Genomic DNA, 22,558 nt, shown 5'->3' on the forward strand with positions numbered 1-22,558 from the left:
GCTGCCATTATTTCGATGGATTGCCGGCTCATCCCGATCAAATCGGGGACGCGTGCCCGGCAATGATGAAACCTGGAAGGGACAGAGCATGCGACGTAACCTGCCACTCGCATTCCTCCTCATCGCACCACTGCTCGCGGGCTGCCTCGAACGCGGCCAGCCGACCATGGTCGACACCAGCGCCGATGATGACGCGTTCTGTCGCTCCAACAATGTCGCGCCGGGCTCGAACGACTACGTCATCTGCCGCAAGAACCGCGACGTCCAGCGCGCCAATGCCAACGCGCGTACCGACCGCGCCCAGCGCAATCTCGCCGAGCAGATGCTGAACAATCCGACGAGGCCGTGATCAGGAGGTCCGTATGAACGAAGATGTCTTCAACGTCAGCCTGCGCAAATTTCTCAAGCAAGTCGGCGTCACCTCGCAGCGTGAGGTCGAAAAGGCCGTGCGCGATGCCATCGAGTCGGGAAAGCTGAAGGGCCATGAAAAGCTGCCGGCAAAGATGGTTCTCACGATCAGCGGCATCGGCCTGTCGCATGAGATTGACGACGAGATCGAGCTGGGCTGAGCGGTTTCTTCGGGACCTTGCCATTGCAGGCGAAGCCCCTGTTGGGGCAGCGCACGGCCGTTGCGCAAGAAAGATACCTTGCAGTAACGGCCTGTCCTGCCACCGCCGCGCACGTTTCGAATCGGTGCTATAAGAGCGGTATGGAACAACTTGCAATCAAACTGCTGGGGTTTGCCGCCGCAACCTGCACGACCCTCGCTTATGCCCCGCAGTTCATCAAGGTCTGGAGAACCCGCTCCACGGAGGACATTTCACTGGGCATGTTCCTCGTCATGCTGCTCGGGCTCGTGCTTTGGCTGCTGTACGGCCTGTTTTCCGGTGATGTCCCGCTCATCATCGCCAATGCGATCACGATCGTCCTGGCCGGCGGAATCCTGTTCATGAAGCTGAAATACGGCTGACCCCCAAACAAAAAACGCGGCAGGTTGCCCCGCCGCGTTCGACATCAGCCGTAGCCGATAACTTCTACTCTTCCTCGTCCTGCCTCTTGCCGCCGATATTTTTCAGCTTGGCGAACACGGCATCGACGTTGAGGTCGTCCTCCGACTTCTCGCTCGGCTCGAATTCCGGCTCCTTCTTCGTGGTCTCGGAGGCCGGCAGCAGGGTGGCGCCGCCGTAGGCTGCGGGCACCGGCTTCTCCTTCGCCGCGCGTTGCACCTCGAAATCGAGCTCGATCTGCGAGCACAGGCCGAGCGTCACCGGATCCATCGGGGTCAGCGTCGAGGCGTTCCAGTGGGTGCGGTCGCGGACTGAGGCGATGGTGGTCTTGGTGGTGCCGACCAGACGCATGATCTGCGCGTCCTTCAGTTCGGGATGGTTGCGGACCAGCCACAGGATCGCGCTCGGCCGCTCGTGGCGGCGCGACACAGGGGTATAGCGCGGGCCTTTCTTCTTGGCGGCCGGCGGCAGCACCACCTTGCTCTCGCCGAGCTTGAGGCGGTAGTTCGGGTCCTTTTCGCCCTTTTCGATCTCGTCGCGGGTCAATTGGCCGGTCGAAATCGGGTCCATGCCCTTGATGCCCTGGGCCGCATCGCCGTCGGCGATGGCGCGGACCTCAAGGGGGTGCATTTTGGTGAAATCGGCCACCTGGTCGAAGGTCAAAGCGGTATTATCAACCAGCCACACGGCCGTCGCCTTGGGCATCAGCGGTGCATTGCTCATGGCAAATCTCCTTTATGCCTCGCCCACCTCTTTCGGAGGCGAAGCCTGTGGTCATCGGTGATGACGGGAATTCAACGCCTATATAGGCCTTCCGGCCCCACTGGCGCAATGGTCTGCTAAAGTGCCTTGACACAGGCCGAAAGCAGTCCCAAGTCCTTATCCGAATTGGCCGTTCCCTGCCCGCCGGCAAGGGGTGATTCGGTCCCGAGATAGCGCCCCATGCCAGCCAAACCAGACCTCAGAATCGTGCTTTGTTCTCCCCGCGGCTTCTGCGCCGGGGTGGTGCGGGCCATCGATACCGTAGAGCGGGCGCTCGCCATTTATGGCGCCCCCGTCTATGTCCGGCACGAGATCGTGCATAACCGCTACGTGGTCGACAGCCTGAAGACCAAGGGCGCGATTTTCGTCGAGGAACTCGCCGAAATCCCCGACAATACCAATGCGCCGGTGGTGTTTTCGGCCCACGGGGTTCCCAAATCGGTTCCGGCGGACGCCCGCGCCCGCAATTTCTTCTCGCTGGACGCGACCTGCCCGCTGGTCACCAAGGTGCATCGCGAGGCAGCGATCCACTTCAAGCGCGGCCGTGAAATCCTGCTGATCGGGCATTCGCATCACCCCGAGGTGGTCGGCACGCTCGGCCAGTTGCCAACGGGCGCGGTGACGCTGATCGAGACCGCTGAGGATGCCAAGACGTTCGCGCCGAAGGATCCCAACAACCTCGCTTTCGTGACCCAGACGACGTTGTCGATCGACGACACCGCCGAGATCGTAGCTCTGCTCAAGGAGCGCTTCCCGAACATCAACGGCCCGCACAAGGAAGACATCTGCTACGCCACCACCAACCGCCAGCTCGCGGTGAAGAAGGTGGCGCCGGTGGTCGATGCCCTGATCGTGGTCGGTGCGCCGAACTCGTCGAACTCGCAGCGCCTGCGCGAGGTCGCCGAGCGCGAGGGCTGCCCGGTCTCGGTGCTGGCGCAGCGCGCCTCAGATCTGGACTGGTCTCGCTTCGAGGGCATCAAGAGCCTCGGCATCACGGCAGGCGCGTCCGCGCCGGAAGTAATCGTCGAGGAAATCATGGGCGCCTTCGCCGAGCGCTTCGAATTGCATGTGGAGACGGTGTCGGCCGCGGAGGAGAATGAATTCTTCCCGCTGCCGCGTTCGCTGCGGCCTGAAGCTGCCGCCGAGTAGTCGCGATGGCGGTTTATACCGACGTCGCCGCCGAAGACCTCGCGGATTTCCTCAAGGGCTACGAAATCGGCGAATTGCTCTCCTACAAGGGCATCGCCGAAGGCGTCGAGAATTCCAATTTTCTGCTCCATACCAGCAAGGGCGCGTTCATCCTCACGCTCTATGAAAAGCGCGTGGCGGTGGACGATCTGCCGTACTTCCTGTCGCTGATGGCGCATCTGGCCGAGCGCGGCGTGCGTTGCCCGCAGCCCGCCCGCAACCGCAAGGGCGAAGTCTACAGCGAACTGGCCGGGCGTCCCGCGGCGATCATCAACTTCCTCGAAGGCATGTGGCCGCGGCGGCCCAACGCCGCGCATTGCACCGGCGTCGGCGGGGCGCTCGCAAAGATGCATCTGGCGGGCCGCGACTTCCCGATGTTCCGCAAGAACCCGTTGTCGGTCGAGGGCTGGCGGCCGCTGTTCGATCTCGCTGCACCGCGCGCCGACAACGTCGCGCCTGGCTTGCAGGACTTCATCGCGCGTGAGCTCGATCACCTCGAGGCAAGCTGGCCGAAAGATCTGCCGCTCGGCGTCATCCACGCCGACCTGTTTCCCGACAATGTCTTCTTCCTCGGCGACAAATTGTCGGGCCTGATCGATTTCCCGTTTTCCTGCAACGACATCCTGGCCTACGACGTCGCGATCTGCCTGAACGCGTGGTGTTTTGAGCCGGATCATTCGTTTAACGTCACCAAAGCGCGGGCGCTGCTCAACGCCTATGGCCGCGAGCGGCAATTGTCTGATACCGAGCAGGAAGCGCTGCCGCTGCTCGCGCGCGGCTCGGCGCTGCGCTTCCTGCTGACGCGGCTGGTCGATTTTCTCAACGTGCCGCCGGGCGCGCTGGTAAAGCCGAAGGACCCGCTCGAATACGTCCGCAAGCTGCGCTTCCACCAGAGCGTTTCCAGCGTGCGCGATTACGGCCTGACCCACCCCGGATTTGCCGCTTGAGCGAATTGCCTCACGTGACGGTTTTCACCGATGGCGCCTGCTCGGGCAATCCCGGCCCCGGCGGTTGGGGCGCGATTCTGAGGTTCGGCGACAAGGAGAAAGAACTGAAGGGCGGCGAGCCGCACACCACCAACAACCGCATGGAGCTGATGGCGGCGATCTCGGCGCTGGAAGCACTGAAGAAGCCGTGCGTCGTCGATCTCACCACCGACAGCCAGTATGTCCGCCAGGGTATCAGCGGCTGGATCCATGGCTGGAAGCGGAACGGCTGGCGCACCGCAGACAAGAAGCCGGTCAAGAACGTCGATCTCTGGCAGCGCCTCGACGCCGCGCTGAAACCGCACCAGGTGCGCTGGCACTGGATCAGGGGCCACGCCGGCCACGCCGAAAACGAGCGCGCCGATCAATTGGCGCGCGAGGGCGTGGCGATGGCGAGGTTGCAGGAAAGAGTGGGGAAGTAGGGTGCCTCTTCCCCTCTCCCCTTGTGGGAGAGGGTGGATCAATCGCGCAAAGCGCGATTGAGACGGGTGAGGGGTTCTCTCCGCGGGTATGCGTCCCTAGTCTGAAACGTCTGCGTCCGCGGAGAGAACCCCTCATCCGGCGCTTCGCGCCACCTTCTCCCACAAGGGGAGAAGGGAAGAAGCCGTGCCACATCCTCCCGTCATCGTCACCCTCGAAGGCGGGTGACCTAGTATTCCAGCGATGTTGAGAAAGGCCGAGAAGCCGCGGCGTACTGGATCGCCCGGTCAAGCCGGGCGACGACAGCGTTGTTGTGGGGACTTCATTGCGACACGACGCGCTTCGGATTAGAGCTGCCCCAGCAGCGTATCGCCGCCGGAAACTTCGACCTTGCCCGGCGCGGGCTCGAGGTTGAGCTTCTTCACCACGCCGTCTTCCACCAGCATCGAATAGCGCTTGGAGCGGATGCCGAGGCCATTGCCGGAGGCATCGAGCTCCATGCCGATCGCCTTGGTGAAGTCGGCATTGCCGTCGGCGAGGAATACGGCTTCGTCGCGCTGGTCAGTGTCGCGCTTCCACGCATTCATGACGAAGGCGTCGTTGACGGAGACGATGGCGATCGTGTTCACGCCCTTGTCCTTGATGGCATAGGCGTTGAGGAAGATGCTCGGCAGGTGCATCTTGTGGCAGGTGCCGGTATAGGCGCCGGGCACCGCAAACAGCGCCACCTTCTTGCCCTTGAAAATGTCGTCGGTGGTTTTGACCTGCGGGCCTTCCGCCGTCATCACGCGAAACTTGGCTTCCGGCAGCTTGTCGCCAACTTGGATCGTCATCGTCTATTCTCCCTCAATGAGCGGGTATTTCTTAGACCGGGCAGGTAGCCGGCACAATATTCGTCAGGCTCGAAACGGCAACGGTTGAGACCGTTCACGCTTGCGTCATCACGGCGAAAAGCCGCCTTCATCGAGGAATGTCTGCTCCTCCGGCGTAGTAGCGCGGCCCAGAAGGTGGTTGCGGTGGGGGAAGCGGCCGAAGCGCCGGATGATATCGGCGTGGTGCTCGGCCCATTTCAGGCTTTCGGTATGGCCGGCCGCGCGTGACAGTTCGATGCAGCGCAACTGGTCGCCCAGGTGCTCCGAATGCATGAAAGGCAGATAGAGGAATTCGCGCAAAGCGGGATCGATCCGCGCGTCGACGCCGCGATCGACGGCGCGGTGCGCCACCTCGCGCGCGAGGCGGTCGCTGGCGTAGGTTCTCGCGTCGCCGCGGAACATGTTGCGGGGAAACTGGTCGAGCACGATGACGAGCGCCAGCGCGCCGTCATCGCTCGTTTCCCACGACGATAGCTCGCCCGCCGCCGCTCTCTGCCAAAGGCTGAGAAAGCGCCGGCACACCTCCGCATCGAAAGCGTCGTCGCGCGTGTACCAGCGATCAGGGCCGGCGTCGCGCCAGAAGGCCAGAATGTCGGCTGGTGCGACGTTAGTCTCCGTCATGTCAAGCGGTCCGCGTGCGCCTTACGCCGCGGCCTTCTTCTCGTCGCGCAGTTCGCGGCGCAGGATCTTGCCGACATTGGTCTTGGGCAAATCGGTCCTGAACTCGATCTGCTTGGGGACCTTGTAGGCGGTGAGCTGCGTGGTGCAGTACTTGATGACGTCATCGGCCGATAGGTTTGGGTCCTTCTTGACGATGAAGGCCTTCACTGCCTCGCCCGACTTCGAATCCGCCACACCGATCACGGCGCATTCGAGCACGCCTGGATGCCCCGCGATCACTTCCTCGATCTCGTTCGGATAGACGTTGAAGCCCGAGACCAGGATCATGTCCTTCTTGCGGTCGACGATCTTGGTGTAGCCGCGTTCGTCCATGACGCCGATGTCGCCGGTGCGGAAGAAGCCGTCCGCGGTCATCACGTTCGCGGTCTCTTCCGACCGATTCCAGTAGCCGGCCATCACCTGCGGTCCCTTGGCGCAGATCTCGCCCGGCTGGCCGAGCGGCACTTCCTTGCCGTCGTCGTCGCGGATCGAGATGTAGGTCGAGGGCACGGGAATGCCGATTGAGCCGGAGAACTGATCGGTGTCCGCGGGGTTGCAGGTCAGCACCGGCGAGGTCTCGGACAGGCCATAGCCTTCCGACAGCGCGCAGCCGGTGACCTTCAGCCATTTCTCGGCGACCGCCTTTTGCGTCGCCATGCCGCCGCCGAAGGAGGTCTTCAGCTTGGAGAAGTCGACCTTGTCGAAGCCGGGTGCGTTGAGCAGGGCATTGTAGAGCGTGTTGACCGCCGGGAAGCTGTTGACCTGGTATTTCATCAATTCCTTGATGAAGCCCGGTATGTCGCGCGGATTCGGGATCAGGAGGTTGACGCCGCCGGCCCGCACCGCCATTAGGAAGCACGCCGTCAGTGCGAAGATGTGATAGAGCGGCAGCGCACAGACGATGAAGAGCTGGTCGACATGCGGCGGCTTCTTCAGCGCCGGCTGCAGCCAGGCGTCGTTCTGCAGCACGTTGGCGAGAATGTTCTTGTGCAGCAACGTCGCGCCCTTGGAGACGCCGGTGGTGCCGCCGGTATATTGCAGGAAGGCGACGTCATCGCGATTGAGCTGCGGCTTATTGAGTTTCATGCTGCGGCCGGCGGCAAGCGCCTCGTTGAACGAGACCGAGCCTGGAAGCGACCAGGCCGGCACCATCTTCTTCACTTTTCGGACCACCAGATTGACGATCACGCCCTTGAAGCCGAGCAGGTCGCCCATGCTGCCGACGATCACGTGCTTGACCGAGGTCCGCGCGATCACCTGCTGCACCGTGGTGGCGAAATTCTCCAGCACGATGATCGCTTCGGCGCCGGAATCCTTGAGCTGATGCTCGAGCTCGCGCGGCGTGTAGAGCGGATTGACATTCACCACGGCATATCCCGCGCGCAGCACGGCGGCGGTCGAAATCGGATATTGCAGCACGTTCGGCATCATCAGCGCGACGCGGGCGCCCTTTTGCAGGCCCTTGCTCTGCAGATAGGCGCCGAGCGCGGCCGACATCTCGTCGAGGTCGCGGTAGCTGATCGACTTGTCCATGCAGATGAACGCCTTGCGATCGGCGAACTTCTTGAAGCTTTCTTCCAACAGCTCGACCAGCGACGAGTACTGGGTAACGTCGATATCGGCTGGCACGCCGGCCGGATATTGCTTGAGCCAGATCCGCTCCATGGTATCTCCCCTCTGCTTCCGAGCCCGGCTCTGATTGCATCAGATCCGTGCTCCAATTTTTGTTTGACGCGTTTTCTTCATGCGAACCGGTACCCACTTCGCTTGAAAACGCTATGGCTCCCTGTTTCTCGGCCGGGCATGCCTTGTTTTGGGCAGTATTGTGAATGCCGCCGCCGATGGCAAGCGGCTGCGCGCTATCGACGCATTTCGGCGATCTGGAATCGTTCGGCCGAACGGCAGGAAAGCTGCCTAATTACGTGGCTCCGCGGCCCGTTAACCAGCCGGCTTGTTTTCGCCTTTGGGTTTAGCGGCGGCGTTCGGCTTGGCCGGCTTCGGCGCGGGTTTGTCTCCGACGGCGACGGGCTTGGCGGCCGGCTTTTTGTCGGCGGAAGCTGCCGGCTTTTTCTCGGCCGTGGCCGTGGCGGCCGGCTTTCTCTCGGCAGTGGCGGCCGGCTTGGCGGCAGCCTCCGGTTTGGCGGTCGCATGCCGGACTGCAGCAGGCTTGGCTGCCGGCTTCGCGCTGGCTTCGGCCTTTGGTGCTGCGTCAGGCTTCTTCGCTGCAATCGTCGATTTCTTGCCGCGCTTGGCCGGCGTCTGCTTCTCGGCATCCGCCGCAACGGCGGCGATCAATGCCGGGCCGGTCTTGGTTGGACCGGTATAGACCGGAACAGGCTCGGACGGCTCTGCCGCGGCCGCCAGCAGATCCGCAGGTTTGACCGGGTGGTGCTGCAGCCCCGCCGTAAAGAAGTTCACCGCACTCTCGCCGGCCGATACATTGCCGTTGGAGGCCACGATGTCCGGGTCCTCGTCGGTGGCCGGCCGCTTGCGCTTGCCGTTGCACATCTCGTCGCGCAGGTTCGGCGGCGTCGCATCGACCGGAATCAGTTTGTCGACGGTGCCGAGCGCGGGCGTCAGCCAACCCAGTCCGTTGCCGAAGCCGCGCTCCAGCAATTGCGCTGCACGAATGGCCCGCGCCTGGCCTGAGGATGCGCCGAGCACGACGGCGATCAGCCGCTTGCCGTTGCGCGTGGCGGACGCGACCAGATTGTAGCCGGAAGCGCAGATGAAGCCGGTCTTGAAACCGTCGGCGCCGGGATAGCGCCCGATCAGCTTGTTGAAATTTTGGGTCACCCTGCGGCCGTAGCGGATCGAGGGGATCTGCATGAAGTATTCGTATTCGGGCAGGTCGCGAATGACGGCGCGTGCCAGGATCGCGAGATCGCGCGCCGAGGTGACCTGTCCGTCTGCCGGCAGGCCGTTGGGATTGACATAACTCGTCTGCGTCATGCCGAGCCGCAAGGCGGTCTGGTTCATGATCGCCGAGAAACCCTCGACCGAGCCGCCGACGCCTTCCGCGAGCACCACGGCCATGTCGTTGGCCGACTTCACCATCATCATCTTGAGCGCGTTGTCGATGGTGACCTGGGTGCCGGGAGGAAAACCCATCTTGGACGGCGACTGCGAGGCGGCGACCGGCGACACTGTCAGGAGCGTGTCGAGCGACAGTCGTCCTTCCTTGACCGCCTTCAGCGTGACGTAAGCCGTCATGATCTTGGTCACCGAGGCGGGATACCAGGGCATGGTGGCGTTGTCGGCCTGCAGCACCTTGCCGGTATCGGCTTCCACCACCAGCAGCGCTTCGGCGTGCACGGCGCGCGGCGTTATGACGGCAAGCGCCGTCGCCAGCAAAATCAGGTTCAATGAGGAAGCGCGAAGCAACGGGCGAAGAAGATGCACTTTTCCGTTCCGGTCCTTTGAGACCCGCCTTCGAAAAGGAGAGGTCCTTAAATCAAATGTTCGGGTTTCAAGCGTGTCCGGCGCCGTCGCATTGCGACAGCTCGCAAACCTATACCGGCTTGGCGATTCAGAACAGAGGCCCGGCGATTTAATCGTGGACGAAGTAGGCGCAATTTCGGCGATAATTGAACCGTAACAGATGCTTGCCGGCCTATTTTACCTTGATGCCGGCCTGCGCATTCTCCTGCACCATGAACTGGGCCTTGGCAAGTTCCGCGAAGCGACCGCCCATGGTCACCAGTTCATCGAAAGTTCCGCTTTCGATCACCCGCCCGTTGTCGAACATCAGAATGCGAGTCGCGTTGCGAATGGTCGAAAGCCGGTGAGCGATTACAAAGGTGGTGCGGCCTTTCATCACCTCGTCGAGCGCCGCGTTGACCTTGGCCTCGGTGACGGCGTCGAGCGCGCTGGTCGCCTCGTCAAGAATCAGGATCGGCGGGTCTTTCAGCAGCGCGCGGGCGATCGACAGGCGCTGCCGCTCGCCGCCGGACAGCATGCGACCGCGCTCGCCGGCATGGGTCTCGAATTTCTTCTCGCTGCGCTCGATGAATTCCAGCGCCTGCGCGCGGCTCGCGGCGATGCGCATTTCCTCGTCGGTCGCATCCGGCTTGCCGACGAGCAGATTGTCCGCGATCGAGCGGTTGAACAGCAGCGCCTCCTGGAACACCACGCCGATGTTTCGCCGCAGCGCCGTCAGCTTCAACGCGCGAATGTCCATGCCGTCGATCTTGATGATGCCGGACTGCGGATCGAAGGCACGGTGCAACAGCGCAATCGCCGTCGACTTGCCGGCCCCGGTCGGGCCGACCAGGGCGATGGTCTGCCCGGGCAGAGCGGTAAACGAAACGTCTTCGACCGCGGGCCGTTTGCCGTCATAGGAAAACGACACGTCGTGGAATTCGACGAGGCCGGAAAGCCGTCCGGTATCGACCGCTCCGGGCCGGTCGCGCACCGCGGGTACAGCATCCAGCACGTCGAAGAATTCCTGCAGCCTTGGGGCCTCCATGAACACGCTGTTGATGAAGCTCACCACCTGTTCCAGCTTCTGGATCAGCATGGTCGCGAAGCTGACAAACATCACGATCTCGCCGACCGTCGTCTGTCCCTGCGCGTGCAGATAGATGCCGACGGTAAAGATCGCGAGCACGGTGATGGTGGTGGAAGCGCGGGTGATGACGGTGACCAGCGCCCACCAGCCTAGCACCGGCATCTGCGCGGCGAGCAGCTTGTCGGCGACGAAGCGCAGGCCCTGAACTTCCGCATCGATCCGCACGAAGCTCTGCACCAGCGCGACGTTGCCGAGCGCATCGGACGCGCGCGCCGAGAGATCGCTGTACTGCGCCTCGACGTCACTCTGCATGCCGTAGGTCTTGCGCACGACAAACGTGGTCAGCACCGTGAACACCACGCACAGGACGAACAACAGGATCGCCAGCCGCCAGTTGATGTAAAGCGCCAGCGGCAGCAGCACGACCAGCGACAGAATCGCCGCAAAATGCTCGCGGAAGAAGGCGAGCCAGAGCCGCCACAGCGAGTCGGTGCCGTTCAACATCACCTTCATCAGCCGGCCCGAATGGGTGCCGGTATGGAAGGTCAGCGGCAGTTGCATGATGTGCTCGAAGTAATCGGTCAGCACCACTTGGCGCTGGCGGTGTGCCAGCTTGTCGGCATGGAGCGCGACGAGCGCGCTGCACGCGATGGTGAACAGGCCGAACGCCACCCAGGCGGCCAGCAGCGGCCAGGCCGAGTTCGAGGCCAGCATTCCGCTCTGCGGCTTGCCCGAGAGCACGTCGACGATCTTGCCGAACAGCACCGGCTCGGCGAATTGCGCCCCAGCCAGCAAGAGATTGGCAACGGCGAGAATCCAGCCCAGCCGCGCCTCCTTGCCGAGCAGCTCAAGGACACGGGTGTAAAGGCGCAGCATGGACATCAGATGAGGACTCGCAAGGCGATTCAATCGCCCATTGTAAACTGGGATCGCTCGGGACGACTAGTGAGGCAGGCGCATTCGTCAGGAGTGAGGTAGGCGACTTCGGCAGGCAGTTGAGCAAGCGGCACCCCTCTCCCTAACCCTCAAGGGGAGAGGGAACCCATCCGCCGGTGCTTCCCTTACGTGTTTGCAACTTCAGCACAGCAACGCGAAGTGAGGTGAGCACGCTGATCAGGCTCCCTCCCCCTTGCGGGGGAGACGACGCGGCGGTTCAATTAATCAACCGGTTGTTGAGCGGGGGCAAAAACTGGTCGTCGAAAATGTCGGACGCCTGCGGCCGCTTCTGAAACTTGAAGTCGTCCGCGACCTGATCGATCGAGCGTTCGAAGCGTGCCGGATCGATGGCGCCGATGCCGTTGCGTTTCACTTCGCTGGTGAGGACGTAGTCGCGCAGGATGCTTTGCAGCCGCTCGAGTTCGAGGTCCTTCGAGCCGCCGTCCATGCGATTTGCGACCTCGGTTGCGGCGCGTTCGGGGTCTTTGACCGTGAGATGCAACCCGCCGATGACGGCCCGCACGAATCCTTTCACTGCCTCGGGCTTGGCGGCCGCCAGCCCCGGATTGGCGATAATAGCGAAACCGTAGGCTTCACAGCCATAGTCGGCGAATTTCAGCACCGCCAGATCGTCGGCAGGCACGCCGCGATCCCTGAGATTGATCGCCGACAGATAGGAGAATCCGGTCACGGCATCGATCTGGCCCGCCGACAGCATCGGCTCGCGCACCGCGGCACTGATGCTGCTCTGCTTCACGCTCTTGATCTTGATGCTGTTCTGGTGCGCTACCGCCGGCCACAGCCGGCCCGACAGGTCGCCTTCGGCGACGCCGAGAGTCTTGCCCTCAATATCGGTCAGCGCGCGGATGCCGCGGCTCTTGCGAGCGATGATGGCATAGGGCGCCTTGTTGAACAGCACGAACACGGCCTTGATCCTGGGGCCGCCCTGCTTGTCCTTGTCGCGAAACCGCATCAATGCGTTGATGTCGACGACGGCAAAATCGCTGGTGCCTGCCGCGACCCGTGCAATCGCGTCCGGCGATCCGCTGGCGATGTTGATCGTGACCGCAAGCGCCTCAGCGCTGAACAGGCCGCCGGCGGCCGCCATCACGAACGGCGCCGCCGCGGCATCGATCGGACGATCCAGCGAAAACTGGATTGCGAGCGGAGGCCGAGGTTCGTCGGCGGCAAGGGCGCTATTCGCTGACAAGCCCGCAATGGCGCACAGCCCGGCAAGGAAAGCCAAGAGAACGCTCAGGCGAGAGCGGATGGCGTTGGTCCTGATCGCACGCATTGAGATGACATCAGCAAGAGGTGGGACAAGTTGCCGCTGCGGCGATGTCGGTTTCGTGACATCGCCGACGGCAGACTTGGCCTTTAGGCGAGCCATTGTGCAGCATCTAACCTGAATGGTCGATGACTGCCACGATTTTGCCAGGGATCGTTCAGCCGCCGTTCGGATTCGGGAACCTAGTATCCGTTCGGTGGTTAGCTATCGAAGGCCTGTCAGGCCAGCTTCCACGGAGGATGTCGAGATGTTTGCGCAAAAGGGTGTGTTTTCATCGATCGGCCGCGCCAGCGCGGTGGCGACGGTTGTGGCCGTTGCACTGACGGCAGTCGCGCCGACGACCACGGCATTCGCGGGCTCCGCACCGTCGAGCAAGGGCGTGACGGCCTCAACCGGGACCAGCGACGCGACCGATATTAGCGCCCGCCGCAGGTACTATCGCGGTGGCGGTGGCGCGGCGGCAGCGGCGGCCTTTGCCGGCATCGTCGGTACGGGACTTGCGATTGCGGCCACCCAGAACCGCCGCGATTACTACTATGATCGCGGCTATGGCTATTATGGTGGCGGCCCGGTCTATTACGGTAGCCCGTATTATTACCGGCCTCGCGCCTACTATTATGGCGGCGGCCCCTACTATGGCGGCTGGTAAACGCGACCGCTAAAATGTCATCCGTTCAATATGAATCCACCGGTCGCCCCCGGCCGGTGGATTTTTATGGTTGCAGAGGTGGCCGTTAACACGCCGGCCATGGCTTTGCATTAGGCTCGGAGAATGAGTGATTCGCTCGAACGGCTTTATCAGGCTGTCCTCGCGGCCAGGGATCTCGATCCGGCAACGTCGCGCACGGCCCGGCTGTTTCAGCGCGGCCCCTCCAAGATGGCCAAGAAGCTCGCCGAGGAAGCCATCGAAGTCGTGATCGATGCCGTCAACGGCAAGACCGACGCGGTGGTCCGCGAGAGCGCCGACCTGCTCTATAACCTGACCGTGCTGTGGGCATCGGCCGGCGTGAAGCCGGAGGACGTCTGGCGCGAAATGGAGCGGCGCGAGGACCTGCTCGGCATTGCCGAAAAGCTGCCAAAGCCCGTCAAGTCGCCGAAAACGGCGCCAACCAAGCCGCTGCCCAAGGCGGCGGCAGGCCCCGCAGTCCGGCGGCGAATTGTCGCGCTGGAAGGCCGTTCCTTACGCAAGCGGTAGCAAATCCTCTCAAATTCCGTCGTTTTCCGGCATGGACAAATCCGCTCCATGATGGTTGATGCGTCCATGCTCAAACGGACCTACGATTGGTGTATCAACGCCGCCGACAAGCCCTATGCGCTCTGGATCATGGCGGCGGTGTCTTTCGCGGAAAGCTCGTTCTTCCCGATCCCGCCCGACATCATGCTGCTGCCGATGTCGCTGGCGCAGCCGAAGAAGGCGTGGTGGTTCGCGACCGTCTGTACCATCGCATCCGTTGCCGGCGGCGTGGTCGGATACGCCATCGGTGCGTTGCTCTATGACTCGGTTGGGCACTGGCTGATCACGATCTACGGTCTCAGTGACAAGGTCGAAACCTTCCGCGCCTCCTATGCCGAATGGGGCGCGGTGATCATCCTGCTGAAGGGGCTGACGCCGATCCCCTACAAGCTCGTCACCATCACCTCGGGGTTTGCCGGCTACAACATCTGGCTGTTCATCCTGTGCTCGATCGTGGCACGCGGCGGACGGTTCTTCGTGGTCGCGGTCCTGCTCAACCGCTATGGCGACGCGATCCGGGCCGAGCTGGAAAAGCGCCTTGGCACCTGGGTGGCCATCGGTGCCATCGTCCTGGTGTTCGGTTTCTACGCCGCGTTCAAGCTGGTCTAGGCTTTGCCGGCATCCCGGCTTCAGGCTACGTTTCGTTCCATGCCCGATCGAATCGGCCGTTTGGTCAAGCTATTCGGGACGCAATGCGTGACCGTTGGCCTCGTTGCATCCGTGCTTGCGATCGCTCCCGATGCCGGCTGGTCGCAAGGCGCGCCGCAGCCCTCGCTCGGCCTGCAGTCGCCGGCCCAGCAGCCGGTGCGGGCGCAGCCCGAGCGGCAGCAGAGTGAGCCGCAGCAAGCGCCGCGCCAGGAAAATCCCGGCCTGATCAACGAAATCGGAAAGCTGTTCGAGAAATCCAAATCGCTGCTGCTGCCGCTGAAGAGCCCGGGCGAGACCATCGACGATCTCAACGCCGGCGCCAAGGGTGCCGGCGACAGCCTGTCGAATATCGCCAGGCCATCAGCCATGGTGAGTGGGCGGGCGGCGTGTCTGGTGGCGGCCAACGGCGCGCCGGACTGCAAGGCCGGCGCCGACCGGCTGTGCCAGAGCAAGGGCTACAAGGAAGGCAAGAGCCTCGATACTGACGCGGCCGAGAAATGCTCGCCGAAAGTGTTCCTGCCCGGCTACAAGCGGCAGTCTGGCGACTGCAAGACGGAAAATTACGTGACGAGGGCGCTCTGTCAGTAGCGGCCGTTCCGTCATCTGGCAGCGCCAAAACGCAATACTTGACACTGGAAAGATTGCCTTGTTGGTTGGTATGACGTCTGGCATCTCTAGAGCCAAATCGCTTGCCTGAATAACCAGAGGATCGCTTCGAATGTCCATGCCCGCGCTGTTCAAGGGCCGCTTGTCGATACCCGTGATCGGGTCGCCGCTGTTCATCATCTCCGTGCCCGATCTCGTGATTGCCCAGTGCAAGGCCGGCGTGGTCGGATCGTTTCCGGCGCTGAACGCGCGGCCGGCTTCGCTGCTCGACGAATGGCTGGCGCGGATCACCGAAGAACTCGCAGCCTACGACAAGGTGCATCCGGAGCGGCCATCGGCGCCGTTCGCGGTGAACCAGATCGTTCACAAGTCCAACAACCGGCTCGATCACGATCTCGCGGCCTGCGAGAAGTATAAGGTGCCGATGCTGATCACCTCGCTCGGCGCGCGCGAGGATCTGAACCAGGCGGCGCACAATTGGGGCGGCATCGTCTTCCACGACGTGATCAACCAGAAATTCGCGCACAAGGCGATCGAGAAGGGCGCCGACGGCCTGATCCTGGTTGCGGCCGGCGCCGGCGGCCATGCCGGCACGATCTCGCCGCTCGCCTTCGTCGAAGAAACGCGCGCCTGGTTCGACGGACCGATCGCGCTGTCGGGCGCGATCGCCAACGGCCGCGCCATCCGTGCGGCGCGCATCCTCGGCGCCGACTTCGCCTATATCGGCTCCGCCTTCATCGCGACCCAGGAAGCCAACGCGGTCGAAGCCTACAAGGAGATGATCACGTCGTCGTCGGCGGAAGACATCGTCTATTCGAACCTGTTCACCGGCGTGCACGGCAATTACCTCAAGCCGTCGATCGTCAAGGCCGGTCTCAATCCCGACGACCTGCCGACGTCCGATCCCTCGAAGATGAGTTTTGGCACCGACGCCTCCGGCGAGCGCGCCAAGCCGAAGGCATGGAAGGAGATCTGGGGCAGCGGCCAAGGTATTGGCGGCATCGGCAAGGTGGTGCCGGCCGCCGAGTTGATTGCGCGGTTCAAGAAGGAATATGACGAGGCGGTCGACCCCGCATTGTGAGGCATCTTGCGGAGCGCGCCCCGTCGTGGATGCGACGGAGGATCGGTGATGGCCGGACAGAACTTGAGCGCGCGGGTCGCCCTGGTGACGGGCGCGTCCCGCGGTATCGGCGCGGCGGTTGCCTTGACGCTTGCCGAGGCCGGCGCCGCGGTCGCGGTCAATTATCGCGAGCGCGCTGGTGATGCCGATGCCGTCGTCGCCGCCATCAAGGCCAATGGCGGCCGCGCCATCGCGGTCGGAGCCGATGTCTCGCAGGCGGCGGCCGTTGCCAACATGGTCGAGCAGGTTGCTTCCGCGCTCGGTCCGATCGACATTCTCGTCAACAATGCCGGCTTAGCTATCGTGCGTGGCGTCGACGATCTCACCGAGGACGATTTCGACCGCACCATCGCGGTAAACCTGAAATCGGCGTTCCTATGCACGCAGGCGGTGCTACCGGCGATGCGGGCGCACAAATGGGGTCGCATCGTCAATATTTCGTCGGGCGCGGCGCGCGGCGCCGGCGCGATCGGAGTGCACTACAACGCCTCCAAGGCCGGCATGGAAGGCCTCACGCGAGGCTATGCGGCGCGGCTGGTCAAGGACGGCATCACCGTCAACGCGGTGGCGCCGTCGCTGATCGAGACCGACATGTTGGGCGGCCGGACGGATCTGGCGCGCAACATCCCGCTCGGCCGGATGGGTCAGGCCGAGGAAGTCGCGCAAGCCGTCGCGATGGTGCTCGGCAACAGCTACATGACCGGGCAGACCATCGTCCTCAATGGCGGCATGGCGTTCATTTGACGCGCCGCCTTGCTCGCCGTCTCCCGCGAATGGCGCACGGTGCTCTGCCCGCCGCGGGCTCGACTCGCTCTGCCGAAGCAGGCAAGAAGCTCGTCCCTTGATCGATAGGACTTCTCATTCAATGGACGGCATTTTTCGCGTTGACGGCAACGACGTCGTCACCAGCCCCTTTGCGGCAGGTCCGTGGGACCCGAGCATGCAGCACGGTTCGCCGCCGGCGGCGCTGGTGGTGTGGGCGGCGGAGCGGATTCCGACGCCGGTCGCGATGCGGGTTGCGCGCGTCACCGTGGACCTGATGCGTCCCGTGCCGGTGGGGCCGCTGACCATCGAGAGCGAAGTCTTGCGCGAGGGGCGCAAGATCCAGCTCTGCGCGGTCAGGCTATTGGCTAACGGCGTCGTCGTGGTCGGCGCGACCGTGCTGAAGATCAAGGTGCAGGCCCAGGAATTGCCGCTAGAGGCCGCGATCCTGCCAGTCGAGCTGCCGGGGCCGAATCGATCGCGCGTCGAGCCCGCGGATTTTTCCTCCAGCCCATTCGTATCAGGCATGTCGCTGCGCGCCGCGCGCGGCCGCTTCGGAGAGCCCGGTCCCGGTGCGATCTGGTACCGCGTCGACCGGCCGATCGTGGAAGGCGCAGCCGTTTCGCAGGCGATGCGGGCGATGGCGGCGGCGGATTTCTGCAACGGCACCTCGGCCGTGCTGGATTTCCGCGCGTGGACCTTTCTCAATGCCGACCTGACCGTGAATTTTGCCCGTGAGCCGGTCGGCGACTGGATCCTGCTCGATGCCGAGTCCTGGATCGGTCCCGATGGCGCAGGGCTTGCAATGGCGCGGCTTGCCGACGAGCGCGGCTATTTCGGCCGCGCCATCCAGAGCCTTGTCATCGAGAAGCGCTGACTGCGCGGGGTCGGTACGTAAAGGGACCGCAATCACCGAGATTGCGGCCCCTTCAATCATTCGAGATCGATCGGCTGGTAACGCCCGCTTTCGTCGAGTGCCGTGCCCCACACCTTGTTCGAGGCTTGGTGCTCGGAGCGGCCGAAGCTGAGCTGGGTCCCGAGACCGAGGTCGAGATTGCGCATCGTCTCCAAGGTGTCGATCAGCTTCTCGGTATCGAGCTGCGGGCCGGTCCGCTTGATGCCCGCGATCAGGACGTTGGCTGCGACATAGCCCTCGAACGAAACGTAGTCGGGCGCTTCGCCCGGGAAATACTTGGCGAGCGCATTCTTGTATTCGAGCACGGCGGACGAATAGCCCGACACCGCCGGCACCACCTGCGTCACGATCACGCCGTTCGTGTAGCGCGGTCCCAAGAGTTTCAGTTCTTCGGCAAGCGCGGTGGAGCCGACGAACGAGACGTTGGAGTAGATCATCCCGGGATAGAGGTCGCGCGTCTTCTCGATGAACCGCGCCGCGGCCCGGTAGGTGGCGACCATGACGACGGCCTTGATCGGCGGCTTCGCGAGTTTCAACTGGTTGATCGCGTCGTCGACGTCGACGGTGTTGCGCGCATAATTGAGCCGGAGGATGGCGCCGTCGTTCACGCCCATGGAGCGAAACGCCTTGGCGACCCCGGCAAATCCGGCGTCGCCGTACGAATCCTGCTGCGCAAACACCGCGATCTGCCGAGGCTGCAGCCGGCGTATCTTGACGAGGTAGCGGACGACTGCGTCGGTTTCCTGAACATAGCTGGCGCGGTAGTTGAACACGTAGCGATCCGGCGGATCGTTGCGCAGGATGTTGGCGCCGGTGAAGGCCCCGAAGAACAGCATCCGGCGCTCGAGCGCATAGGGAATCGCCACCGCCGCGGTCGGCGTGCCGACATTGCCGACGATGCCGAACACCTGGTCCTTTTCATAGAGCTGCTTCATCGCGTCCGCGGTGCGCGAAGGCTCGTAGCCGTCGTCGGCGGCGTGCAGTTTGAGCATCCGCCCGTCGACGCCGCCGGCATCGTTGATCCGGTTGAAGGCGGTTTCAATTCCGAGCTTCATCTGGCGTCCCAGCTCACGCGCCGAGCCGGAGAAGGGCGCGGCGATGCCGAAGCGGATTTCCTTTTCGCCGATGCCGCGTGGCAACGGCCCGGTCGGGACCGGGGCGGTCGGCGCGGTCGCCGCGTTCGCGGCCGTTGCCGCGGCGGCAGGGGACGGGCCGATGACGCTGGAAAGACTAGGGCCCGCGATCGAGCGTTCGAGATCGGCAAGCTGACGATCGGCCCGGATGCAATCGATTTTGCCCGAGCTAACGGCGGCGCGGCCGTCGGCCACGCTGCGATCGAACGTCTGGGTGAGATCAGAACGCTCGGCCTCGTTCGACGAGGCTTCGCGGATCACCTGTGAAAACTTGTCGACGATGGTCTGGATGCGGGGACGCGCAATGTCGCGGCAGGCCTGGGCCGAGCCGATCACGGGGCCGACGCGGCCGGCAAGGTCGCGCACGATCGCAATGTCGCCGGCAGCCTGGGCGCTGCCTGCGATTCCGAAGAGCACGGCCCCGACCAGCAAGGAGATCCGGTGCGAGGTCATGGCAAACTCCTTGAGAACAAGATGGCGGAAAAGTCGGTTCTCAGGCATTGTCATTCCTCCATCTGGATCATGGGTTGGCGCGTTGTGGCGTCGCCGGATCCGGCTTCTCGCGCCACTGCATGAATTGCTTGAGCAACTGCGACTGCTCGGACGCAGGCGGGGCGCTCGGTGGCGTGGAGGCGAGAACGGCCTGGAATTCGCTGATTGCAGGCTTTGGCGAAGCCTCTCCGGATTGGAACAGGGCAGCCTTGATCGACTGCACGATTCCGGAGGACGCCGACGGCCCACTGTCGCTCTGCCGCGACCCCGGCACGGCGATGACGAAGAACAGCGCCACCACAGCCGCGACGCCGATCGCGGCACCAAAGCGCGCTGCGACGCTCCACAACGCCTTCTTCGATTCCAGTTGAGGTTCGCGCATGATCTCGGGATCGAGGGGATGGCGCAGCGCATCGGATACGGCGCTCTCGAGTTGGGAGTCGAACGACGCCGGAGAGAACGGTGTCGTTGCGGGGCTGGCGTCGCGCATGGAAGCCGACCGCTCACGTAGCGAGCGCGGCGCGTAGTACAGGGGATCGCGGGGATTGATGTGGTCCTGCTCACTCACACTACTCATACGCTCACTCCTCTTGTCGCTTGGCGGATTGACCGGCGGATTGCTCGGCGGCGGAACGGCAGGTGACGTACCGATCAGGAGTTCCAGGTCGCGGAAGAGGCGCGCGGGATCATCGACGTCCGCTTGCTGTCCGCTGTCGAGCTTGCTTGGAAGATTTGAATCAAGGTGTTCGGCGTCGTCCCTGCGTCCGACGACACCTGCCTGCGAGATCGAATCTCGCGACCACACAACGCTAACGGCTTCCACTGCCTCGTCCCCTGCCGGCAAATGTTCCGTCTGCTGCCCGACGGATTGAGCTGCCAGACCGCGAGGATCTGCCAGCACACATAGGTTTGTTGGAGCCGCGCGAGGACTAATTTAGGTCGGAAACGTGACAAAAGTAAGTTGAGCTCGCGTTAACTACAACTCACGTGACCCCTGTTTTCATAGGCTTTTCCGCGCCCTCGCTGCATTCAGCAGCAAGAATCGGCCATAAATGCGCCGGATTCGCCGCCCGTTGCGCTGTTTTCTGCGCGTAGCGCGGGTTGTCACATTAATTACTCGTTAACCAAGTTCGTCGATTGTTAACCATTCAATAAGAAAGGCGAGTCGAACATCATGGACGTCCGAGCGGATCCCACGCGTCAATTGGTCCGGCTGCGCGGCCGGTCCTATGTCGCGTTCGTATTCAGCCCTGTCGTGCCGATCGTGGAATGGCTCGCCGAGATCGACGCCACGCTGGCGCGGTCGCCCGGATACTTCGTCGGCAAGCCGATCGTGCTCGATCTCTCAGCCGTCGACCTCTCAAGCTCCGCCATCGCCCATCTCGTCGGCAGTCTCAACGAGCGCAACATCCGCGTCCTCGGCATCGAGGGGGTGGAGGAAGACCGCCTCGCGGCGAACATGCCGCCCTTGCTGACTGGCGGCCGTGCCTGCGTGATCACGCGAAGCGAGTCAACGCAGAAATCGGAGCCCGAGCCGAAGAAGCCGACCTCGCTGCTGCTGGAGAACCCGGTACGTTCGGGCCAGTCCATCGTTTTCATGGAAGGCGATGTCACGGTTTTGGGCTCGGTCGGGTCGGGCGCGGAGATCGTCGCCGGCGGATCGATCCACATCTACGGCACGCTGCGCGGCCGCGCGATGGCCGGCGTCAACGGCAATTCAGCCGCACGGATTTATTGCCAGAAGATCGAGGCCGAGCTGCTTGCGATCGATGGCTATTACCAGACCGCAGAAGAAATCGATGTCGCGCTCCGCAGCCGCCCGGCGCAAGCCTGGCTGGAGGGCGACACCATGAAAATTACCCCGCTGAATTAACCGGCTAAGGAGATCAAGTATGGCCAAGGTCCTGGTCGTTACCTCGGGCAAGGGAGGCGTTGGAAAAACCACCTCGACGGCCGCGCTCGGCGCGGCGCTTGCGCAGAGCGGGCAAAGTGTCGTGGTGGTCGATTTCGATGTCGGCCTGCGCAACCTCGATCTGGTGATGGGCGCCGAACGCCGCGTGGTGTTCGACCTCATCAACGTGGTGCAGGGCGTCGCCAAGCTGCCGCAGGCCCTGATCCGCGACAAGCGGCTGGAAAATCTCTGGCTGCTGCCGGCCTCGCAGACCCGCGACAAGGATGCGCTGACCGACGAGGGCGTCGGCCGCGTTATCGCCGAGCTCAGGAGCCGGTTCGACTGGATCCTGTGCGACAGCCCGGCCGGCATCGAGCGCGGCGCGACACTCGCCATGCGCTATGCCGACGAAGCCGTCATCGTCACCAATCCCGAAGTGTCCTCGGTGCGCGACTCCGATCGCATCATCGGCATGCTCGATTCGAAGACGGTGAGGGCGGAGCGCGGCGAGCGGGTAGAAAAGCATGTTCTGATCACCCGCTACGATCCGGCGCGTGCAGCGCGCGGGGAGATGCTCAACATCGACGACATCTTGGAAATCCTCGCGACGCCTCTGCTCGGCATCATTCCCGAGAGCCAGGATGTCCTGAAGGCGTCCAACGTCGGCACGCCGGTGACGCTCAACAACGCTGAGAGCGCGCCGGCCCGTGCCTATATCGACGCGTCGCGCCGCCTGATGGGCGAGGAAGTCGCGATGGTCGTGCCGGCCGAGCGCAAGGGCTTCATGAACCGGCTGCTGGGACGGAGGGCTGCATGAGCTTGAACTTGCTGCGGCTATTCGGTGGCCGCAATGCAACCGCCCCGGTCGCGCGGGAGCGGCTGCAAATTCTGCTGGCACATGAGCGCGGCTTGCTCGGCCAATCCGACCTTTTGGTCACGCTGCGGGAGGAGATTCTCGCTGTTGTATCGAAGCACGTTGCGCTCGATCCAGACAAGGTGATGGTCAAGCTGGAGCGTGGCAAGACGGTGTCGACGCTCGAAGTCGATATCGAAGTGCCCAATAATTTCGACAAGAAGGCCCCCGCCGAACGTCGCATGGCCGGCTGAAAGGCGCGGTGCCGACCGAG

Annotated in this window: 25 protein-coding genes; 16 read left to right on the forward strand and 9 right to left on the reverse strand. The window is 63.3% G+C overall.

Annotated elements, in window-relative coordinates; translation table 11 throughout:
• Positions 1–88 precede the first annotated feature (88 nt).
• The 3 genes from YUO_RS0115540 (at position 89) to YUO_RS0115550 (ending at position 970) form a co-directional block, all read left to right on the forward strand.
• Positions 89–349, forward strand: coding sequence for a hypothetical protein (locus YUO_RS0115540; RefSeq protein ID WP_028348101.1), 261 nt, complete (start codon positions 89–91; stop codon positions 347–349).
• Between the two features lie 13 nt (positions 350–362).
• A complete protein-coding gene (locus YUO_RS0115545) occupies positions 363–569 on the forward strand; it encodes a DUF6494 family protein (protein WP_028348102.1) in 207 nt (68 codons plus the stop codon).
• Between the two features lie 140 nt (positions 570–709).
• Complete coding sequence (locus YUO_RS0115550; RefSeq protein WP_028348103.1) at positions 710–970, forward strand: SemiSWEET transporter; 261 nt, start codon at positions 710–712, stop codon at positions 968–970.
• Positions 971–1,034: 64 nt separating this feature from the next.
• On the opposite strand, the gene YUO_RS0115555 is transcribed toward YUO_RS0115550, so the two are convergent.
• On the reverse strand, positions 1,035–1,730 hold the full coding sequence (locus tag YUO_RS0115555) for a DUF1013 domain-containing protein (protein ID WP_028348104.1): 696 nt from the start codon (positions 1,728–1,730) through the stop codon (positions 1,035–1,037).
• A 219-nt stretch (positions 1,731–1,949) separates the two neighbouring features.
• Between YUO_RS0115555 and ispH the strand changes: the two genes are divergently transcribed.
• The 3 genes from ispH to rnhA are packed head-to-tail and all read left to right on the forward strand — an operon-like array spanning position 1,950 to position 4,365.
• A complete protein-coding gene (ispH, locus tag YUO_RS0115560) occupies positions 1,950–2,918 on the forward strand; it encodes a 4-hydroxy-3-methylbut-2-enyl diphosphate reductase (protein ID WP_028348105.1) in 969 nt (322 codons plus the stop codon).
• Between the two features lie 5 nt (positions 2,919–2,923).
• Positions 2,924–3,904 (forward strand): homoserine kinase, encoded by a 981-nt coding sequence (locus YUO_RS0115565; protein WP_028348106.1) that lies wholly within the window; start codon positions 2,924–2,926, stop codon positions 3,902–3,904.
• Entirely contained in the window at positions 3,901–4,365 is a 465-nt protein-coding gene (gene rnhA, locus YUO_RS0115570; RefSeq protein WP_028348107.1) for a ribonuclease HI, read from the forward strand. Before YUO_RS0115565 ends, rnhA begins: the two co-directional genes overlap by 4 nt.
• Before the next feature lie 345 nt (positions 4,366–4,710).
• On the opposite strand, the gene YUO_RS0115575 is transcribed toward rnhA, so the two are convergent.
• The 6 genes from YUO_RS0115575 to YUO_RS0115600 all read right to left on the reverse strand — a co-directional run bounded on the left by YUO_RS0115575 (position 4,711) and on the right by YUO_RS0115600 (position 12,635).
• Positions 4,711–5,196 carry a peroxiredoxin gene (locus YUO_RS0115575; protein ID WP_028348108.1) on the reverse strand — a complete coding sequence of 162 codons (486 nt, stop codon included), beginning with the start codon at positions 5,194–5,196 and terminating at the stop codon, positions 4,711–4,713.
• A 108-nt stretch (positions 5,197–5,304) separates the two neighbouring features.
• A complete protein-coding gene (locus tag YUO_RS0115580) occupies positions 5,305–5,856 on the reverse strand; it encodes a DUF924 family protein (protein ID WP_028348109.1) in 552 nt (183 codons plus the stop codon).
• A gap of 21 nt (positions 5,857–5,877) precedes the next feature.
• Positions 5,878–7,560 (reverse strand): long-chain fatty acid--CoA ligase, encoded by a 1,683-nt coding sequence (locus YUO_RS0115585; RefSeq protein WP_028348110.1) that lies wholly within the window; start codon positions 7,558–7,560, stop codon positions 5,878–5,880.
• Between the two features lie 273 nt (positions 7,561–7,833).
• Positions 7,834–9,297, reverse strand: coding sequence for a serine hydrolase (locus YUO_RS0115590; RefSeq protein WP_028348111.1), 1,464 nt, complete (start codon positions 9,295–9,297; stop codon positions 7,834–7,836).
• A gap of 211 nt (positions 9,298–9,508) precedes the next feature.
• On the reverse strand, positions 9,509–11,287 hold the full coding sequence (locus YUO_RS0115595) for a glucan ABC transporter ATP-binding protein/ permease (RefSeq protein WP_028348112.1): 1,779 nt from the start codon (positions 11,285–11,287) through the stop codon (positions 9,509–9,511).
• Positions 11,288–11,558: 271 nt separating this feature from the next.
• Entirely contained in the window at positions 11,559–12,635 is a 1,077-nt protein-coding gene (locus tag YUO_RS0115600; protein ID WP_035726783.1) for an ABC transporter substrate-binding protein, read from the reverse strand.
• Between the two features lie 241 nt (positions 12,636–12,876).
• Between YUO_RS0115600 and YUO_RS0115605 the strand changes: the two genes are divergently transcribed.
• The 7 genes from YUO_RS0115605 (at position 12,877) to YUO_RS0115635 (ending at position 17,876) form a co-directional block, all read left to right on the forward strand.
• A complete protein-coding gene (locus tag YUO_RS0115605) occupies positions 12,877–13,278 on the forward strand; it encodes a hypothetical protein (RefSeq protein ID WP_028348114.1) in 402 nt (133 codons plus the stop codon).
• Positions 13,279–13,401: 123 nt separating this feature from the next.
• A complete protein-coding gene (gene hisE / locus YUO_RS0115610; RefSeq protein WP_028348115.1) occupies positions 13,402–13,824 on the forward strand; it encodes a phosphoribosyl-ATP diphosphatase in 423 nt (140 codons plus the stop codon).
• Between the two features lie 66 nt (positions 13,825–13,890).
• On the forward strand, positions 13,891–14,472 hold the full coding sequence (locus tag YUO_RS0115615; RefSeq protein WP_028348116.1) for a YqaA family protein: 582 nt from the start codon (positions 13,891–13,893) through the stop codon (positions 14,470–14,472).
• Positions 14,473–14,559: 87 nt separating this feature from the next.
• Positions 14,560–15,099, forward strand: a complete 540-nt coding sequence (locus YUO_RS0115620; protein ID WP_028348117.1) for a hypothetical protein — start codon at positions 14,560–14,562, stop codon at positions 15,097–15,099.
• Between the two features lie 130 nt (positions 15,100–15,229).
• Positions 15,230–16,198, forward strand: coding sequence for an NAD(P)H-dependent flavin oxidoreductase (locus YUO_RS0115625; RefSeq protein ID WP_028348118.1), 969 nt, complete (start codon positions 15,230–15,232; stop codon positions 16,196–16,198).
• A gap of 48 nt (positions 16,199–16,246) precedes the next feature.
• Complete coding sequence (locus tag YUO_RS0115630) at positions 16,247–16,981, forward strand: SDR family NAD(P)-dependent oxidoreductase (RefSeq protein ID WP_028348119.1); 735 nt, start codon at positions 16,247–16,249, stop codon at positions 16,979–16,981.
• Positions 16,982–17,102: 121 nt separating this feature from the next.
• Positions 17,103–17,876, forward strand: coding sequence for a thioesterase family protein (locus YUO_RS0115635; protein WP_028348120.1), 774 nt, complete (start codon positions 17,103–17,105; stop codon positions 17,874–17,876).
• 56 nt (positions 17,877–17,932) lie between these two features.
• On the opposite strand, the gene YUO_RS0115640 is transcribed toward YUO_RS0115635, so the two are convergent.
• Together YUO_RS0115640 and YUO_RS43790 are read right to left on the reverse strand one after the other, a co-directional pair.
• A complete protein-coding gene (locus YUO_RS0115640) occupies positions 17,933–19,501 on the reverse strand; it encodes an ABC transporter substrate-binding protein (RefSeq protein ID WP_198028037.1) in 1,569 nt (522 codons plus the stop codon).
• 67 nt (positions 19,502–19,568) lie between these two features.
• The gene (locus tag YUO_RS43790) at positions 19,569–20,117 is read right to left on the reverse strand and encodes a hypothetical protein (protein ID WP_063830301.1); all 549 of its coding nucleotides are present in this window, start codon (positions 20,115–20,117) and stop codon (positions 19,569–19,571) included.
• A gap of 597 nt (positions 20,118–20,714) precedes the next feature.
• Here YUO_RS43790 and minC point away from each other — a divergent pair.
• The 3 genes from minC to minE are packed head-to-tail and all read left to right on the forward strand — an operon-like array spanning position 20,715 to position 22,538.
• On the forward strand, positions 20,715–21,413 hold the full coding sequence (gene minC, locus YUO_RS0115650; RefSeq protein WP_028348122.1) for a septum site-determining protein MinC: 699 nt from the start codon (positions 20,715–20,717) through the stop codon (positions 21,411–21,413).
• A gap of 19 nt (positions 21,414–21,432) precedes the next feature.
• Positions 21,433–22,248 carry a septum site-determining protein MinD gene (gene minD / locus YUO_RS0115655; RefSeq protein WP_028348123.1) on the forward strand — a complete coding sequence of 272 codons (816 nt, stop codon included), beginning with the start codon at positions 21,433–21,435 and terminating at the stop codon, positions 22,246–22,248.
• Entirely contained in the window at positions 22,245–22,538 is a 294-nt protein-coding gene (gene minE / locus YUO_RS0115660) for a cell division topological specificity factor MinE (protein WP_028348124.1), read from the forward strand. Before minD ends, minE begins: the two co-directional genes overlap by 4 nt.
• Positions 22,539–22,558 lie beyond the last annotated feature (20 nt).

Origin of the sequence: Bradyrhizobium murdochi, from assembly GCF_000472965.1 — a bacterium.
GTDB lineage: Bacteria > Pseudomonadota > Alphaproteobacteria > Rhizobiales > Xanthobacteraceae > Bradyrhizobium > Bradyrhizobium murdochi.

Coding starts and splice junctions, on each gene's coding strand:
- YUO_RS0115565 (WP_028348106.1), top strand. CDS start 2,924: ATGGCGGTTTATACCGACGTCGCCGCCGAAGACCTCGCGGATTTCCTC.
- YUO_RS0115540 (WP_028348101.1), top strand. CDS start 89: ATGCGACGTAACCTGCCACTCGCATTCCTCCTCATCGCACCACTGCTC.
- YUO_RS0115615 (WP_028348116.1), top strand. CDS start 13,891: ATGCTCAAACGGACCTACGATTGGTGTATCAACGCCGCCGACAAGCCC.
- YUO_RS0115600 (WP_035726783.1), bottom strand. CDS start 12,635: ATGCGTGCGATCAGGACCAACGCCATCCGCTCTCGCCTGAGCGTTCTC.
- minD (WP_028348123.1), top strand. CDS start 21,433: ATGGCCAAGGTCCTGGTCGTTACCTCGGGCAAGGGAGGCGTTGGAAAA.
- YUO_RS0115585 (WP_028348110.1), bottom strand. CDS start 7,560: ATGGAGCGGATCTGGCTCAAGCAATATCCGGCCGGCGTGCCAGCCGAT.
- YUO_RS0115575 (WP_028348108.1), bottom strand. CDS start 5,196: ATGACGATCCAAGTTGGCGACAAGCTGCCGGAAGCCAAGTTTCGCGTG.
- YUO_RS0115595 (WP_028348112.1), bottom strand. CDS start 11,287: ATGTCCATGCTGCGCCTTTACACCCGTGTCCTTGAGCTGCTCGGCAAG.
- ispH (WP_028348105.1), top strand. CDS start 1,950: ATGCCAGCCAAACCAGACCTCAGAATCGTGCTTTGTTCTCCCCGCGGC.
- YUO_RS0115630 (WP_028348119.1), top strand. CDS start 16,247: ATGGCCGGACAGAACTTGAGCGCGCGGGTCGCCCTGGTGACGGGCGCG.
- hisE (WP_028348115.1), top strand. CDS start 13,402: ATGAGTGATTCGCTCGAACGGCTTTATCAGGCTGTCCTCGCGGCCAGG.
- YUO_RS0115625 (WP_028348118.1), top strand. CDS start 15,230: ATGTCCATGCCCGCGCTGTTCAAGGGCCGCTTGTCGATACCCGTGATC.
- minE (WP_028348124.1), top strand. CDS start 22,245: ATGAGCTTGAACTTGCTGCGGCTATTCGGTGGCCGCAATGCAACCGCC.
- YUO_RS0115635 (WP_028348120.1), top strand. CDS start 17,103: ATGGACGGCATTTTTCGCGTTGACGGCAACGACGTCGTCACCAGCCCC.
- YUO_RS0115640 (WP_198028037.1), bottom strand. CDS start 19,501: ATGACCTCGCACCGGATCTCCTTGCTGGTCGGGGCCGTGCTCTTCGGA.
- YUO_RS0115580 (WP_028348109.1), bottom strand. CDS start 5,856: ATGACGGAGACTAACGTCGCACCAGCCGACATTCTGGCCTTCTGGCGC.
- YUO_RS0115550 (WP_028348103.1), top strand. CDS start 710: ATGGAACAACTTGCAATCAAACTGCTGGGGTTTGCCGCCGCAACCTGC.
- minC (WP_028348122.1), top strand. CDS start 20,715: ATGGACGTCCGAGCGGATCCCACGCGTCAATTGGTCCGGCTGCGCGGC.
- YUO_RS0115605 (WP_028348114.1), top strand. CDS start 12,877: ATGTTTGCGCAAAAGGGTGTGTTTTCATCGATCGGCCGCGCCAGCGCG.
- YUO_RS0115545 (WP_028348102.1), top strand. CDS start 363: ATGAACGAAGATGTCTTCAACGTCAGCCTGCGCAAATTTCTCAAGCAA.
- YUO_RS43790 (WP_063830301.1), bottom strand. CDS start 20,117: ATGAGTAGTGTGAGTGAGCAGGACCACATCAATCCCCGCGATCCCCTG.
- YUO_RS0115555 (WP_028348104.1), bottom strand. CDS start 1,730: ATGAGCAATGCACCGCTGATGCCCAAGGCGACGGCCGTGTGGCTGGTT.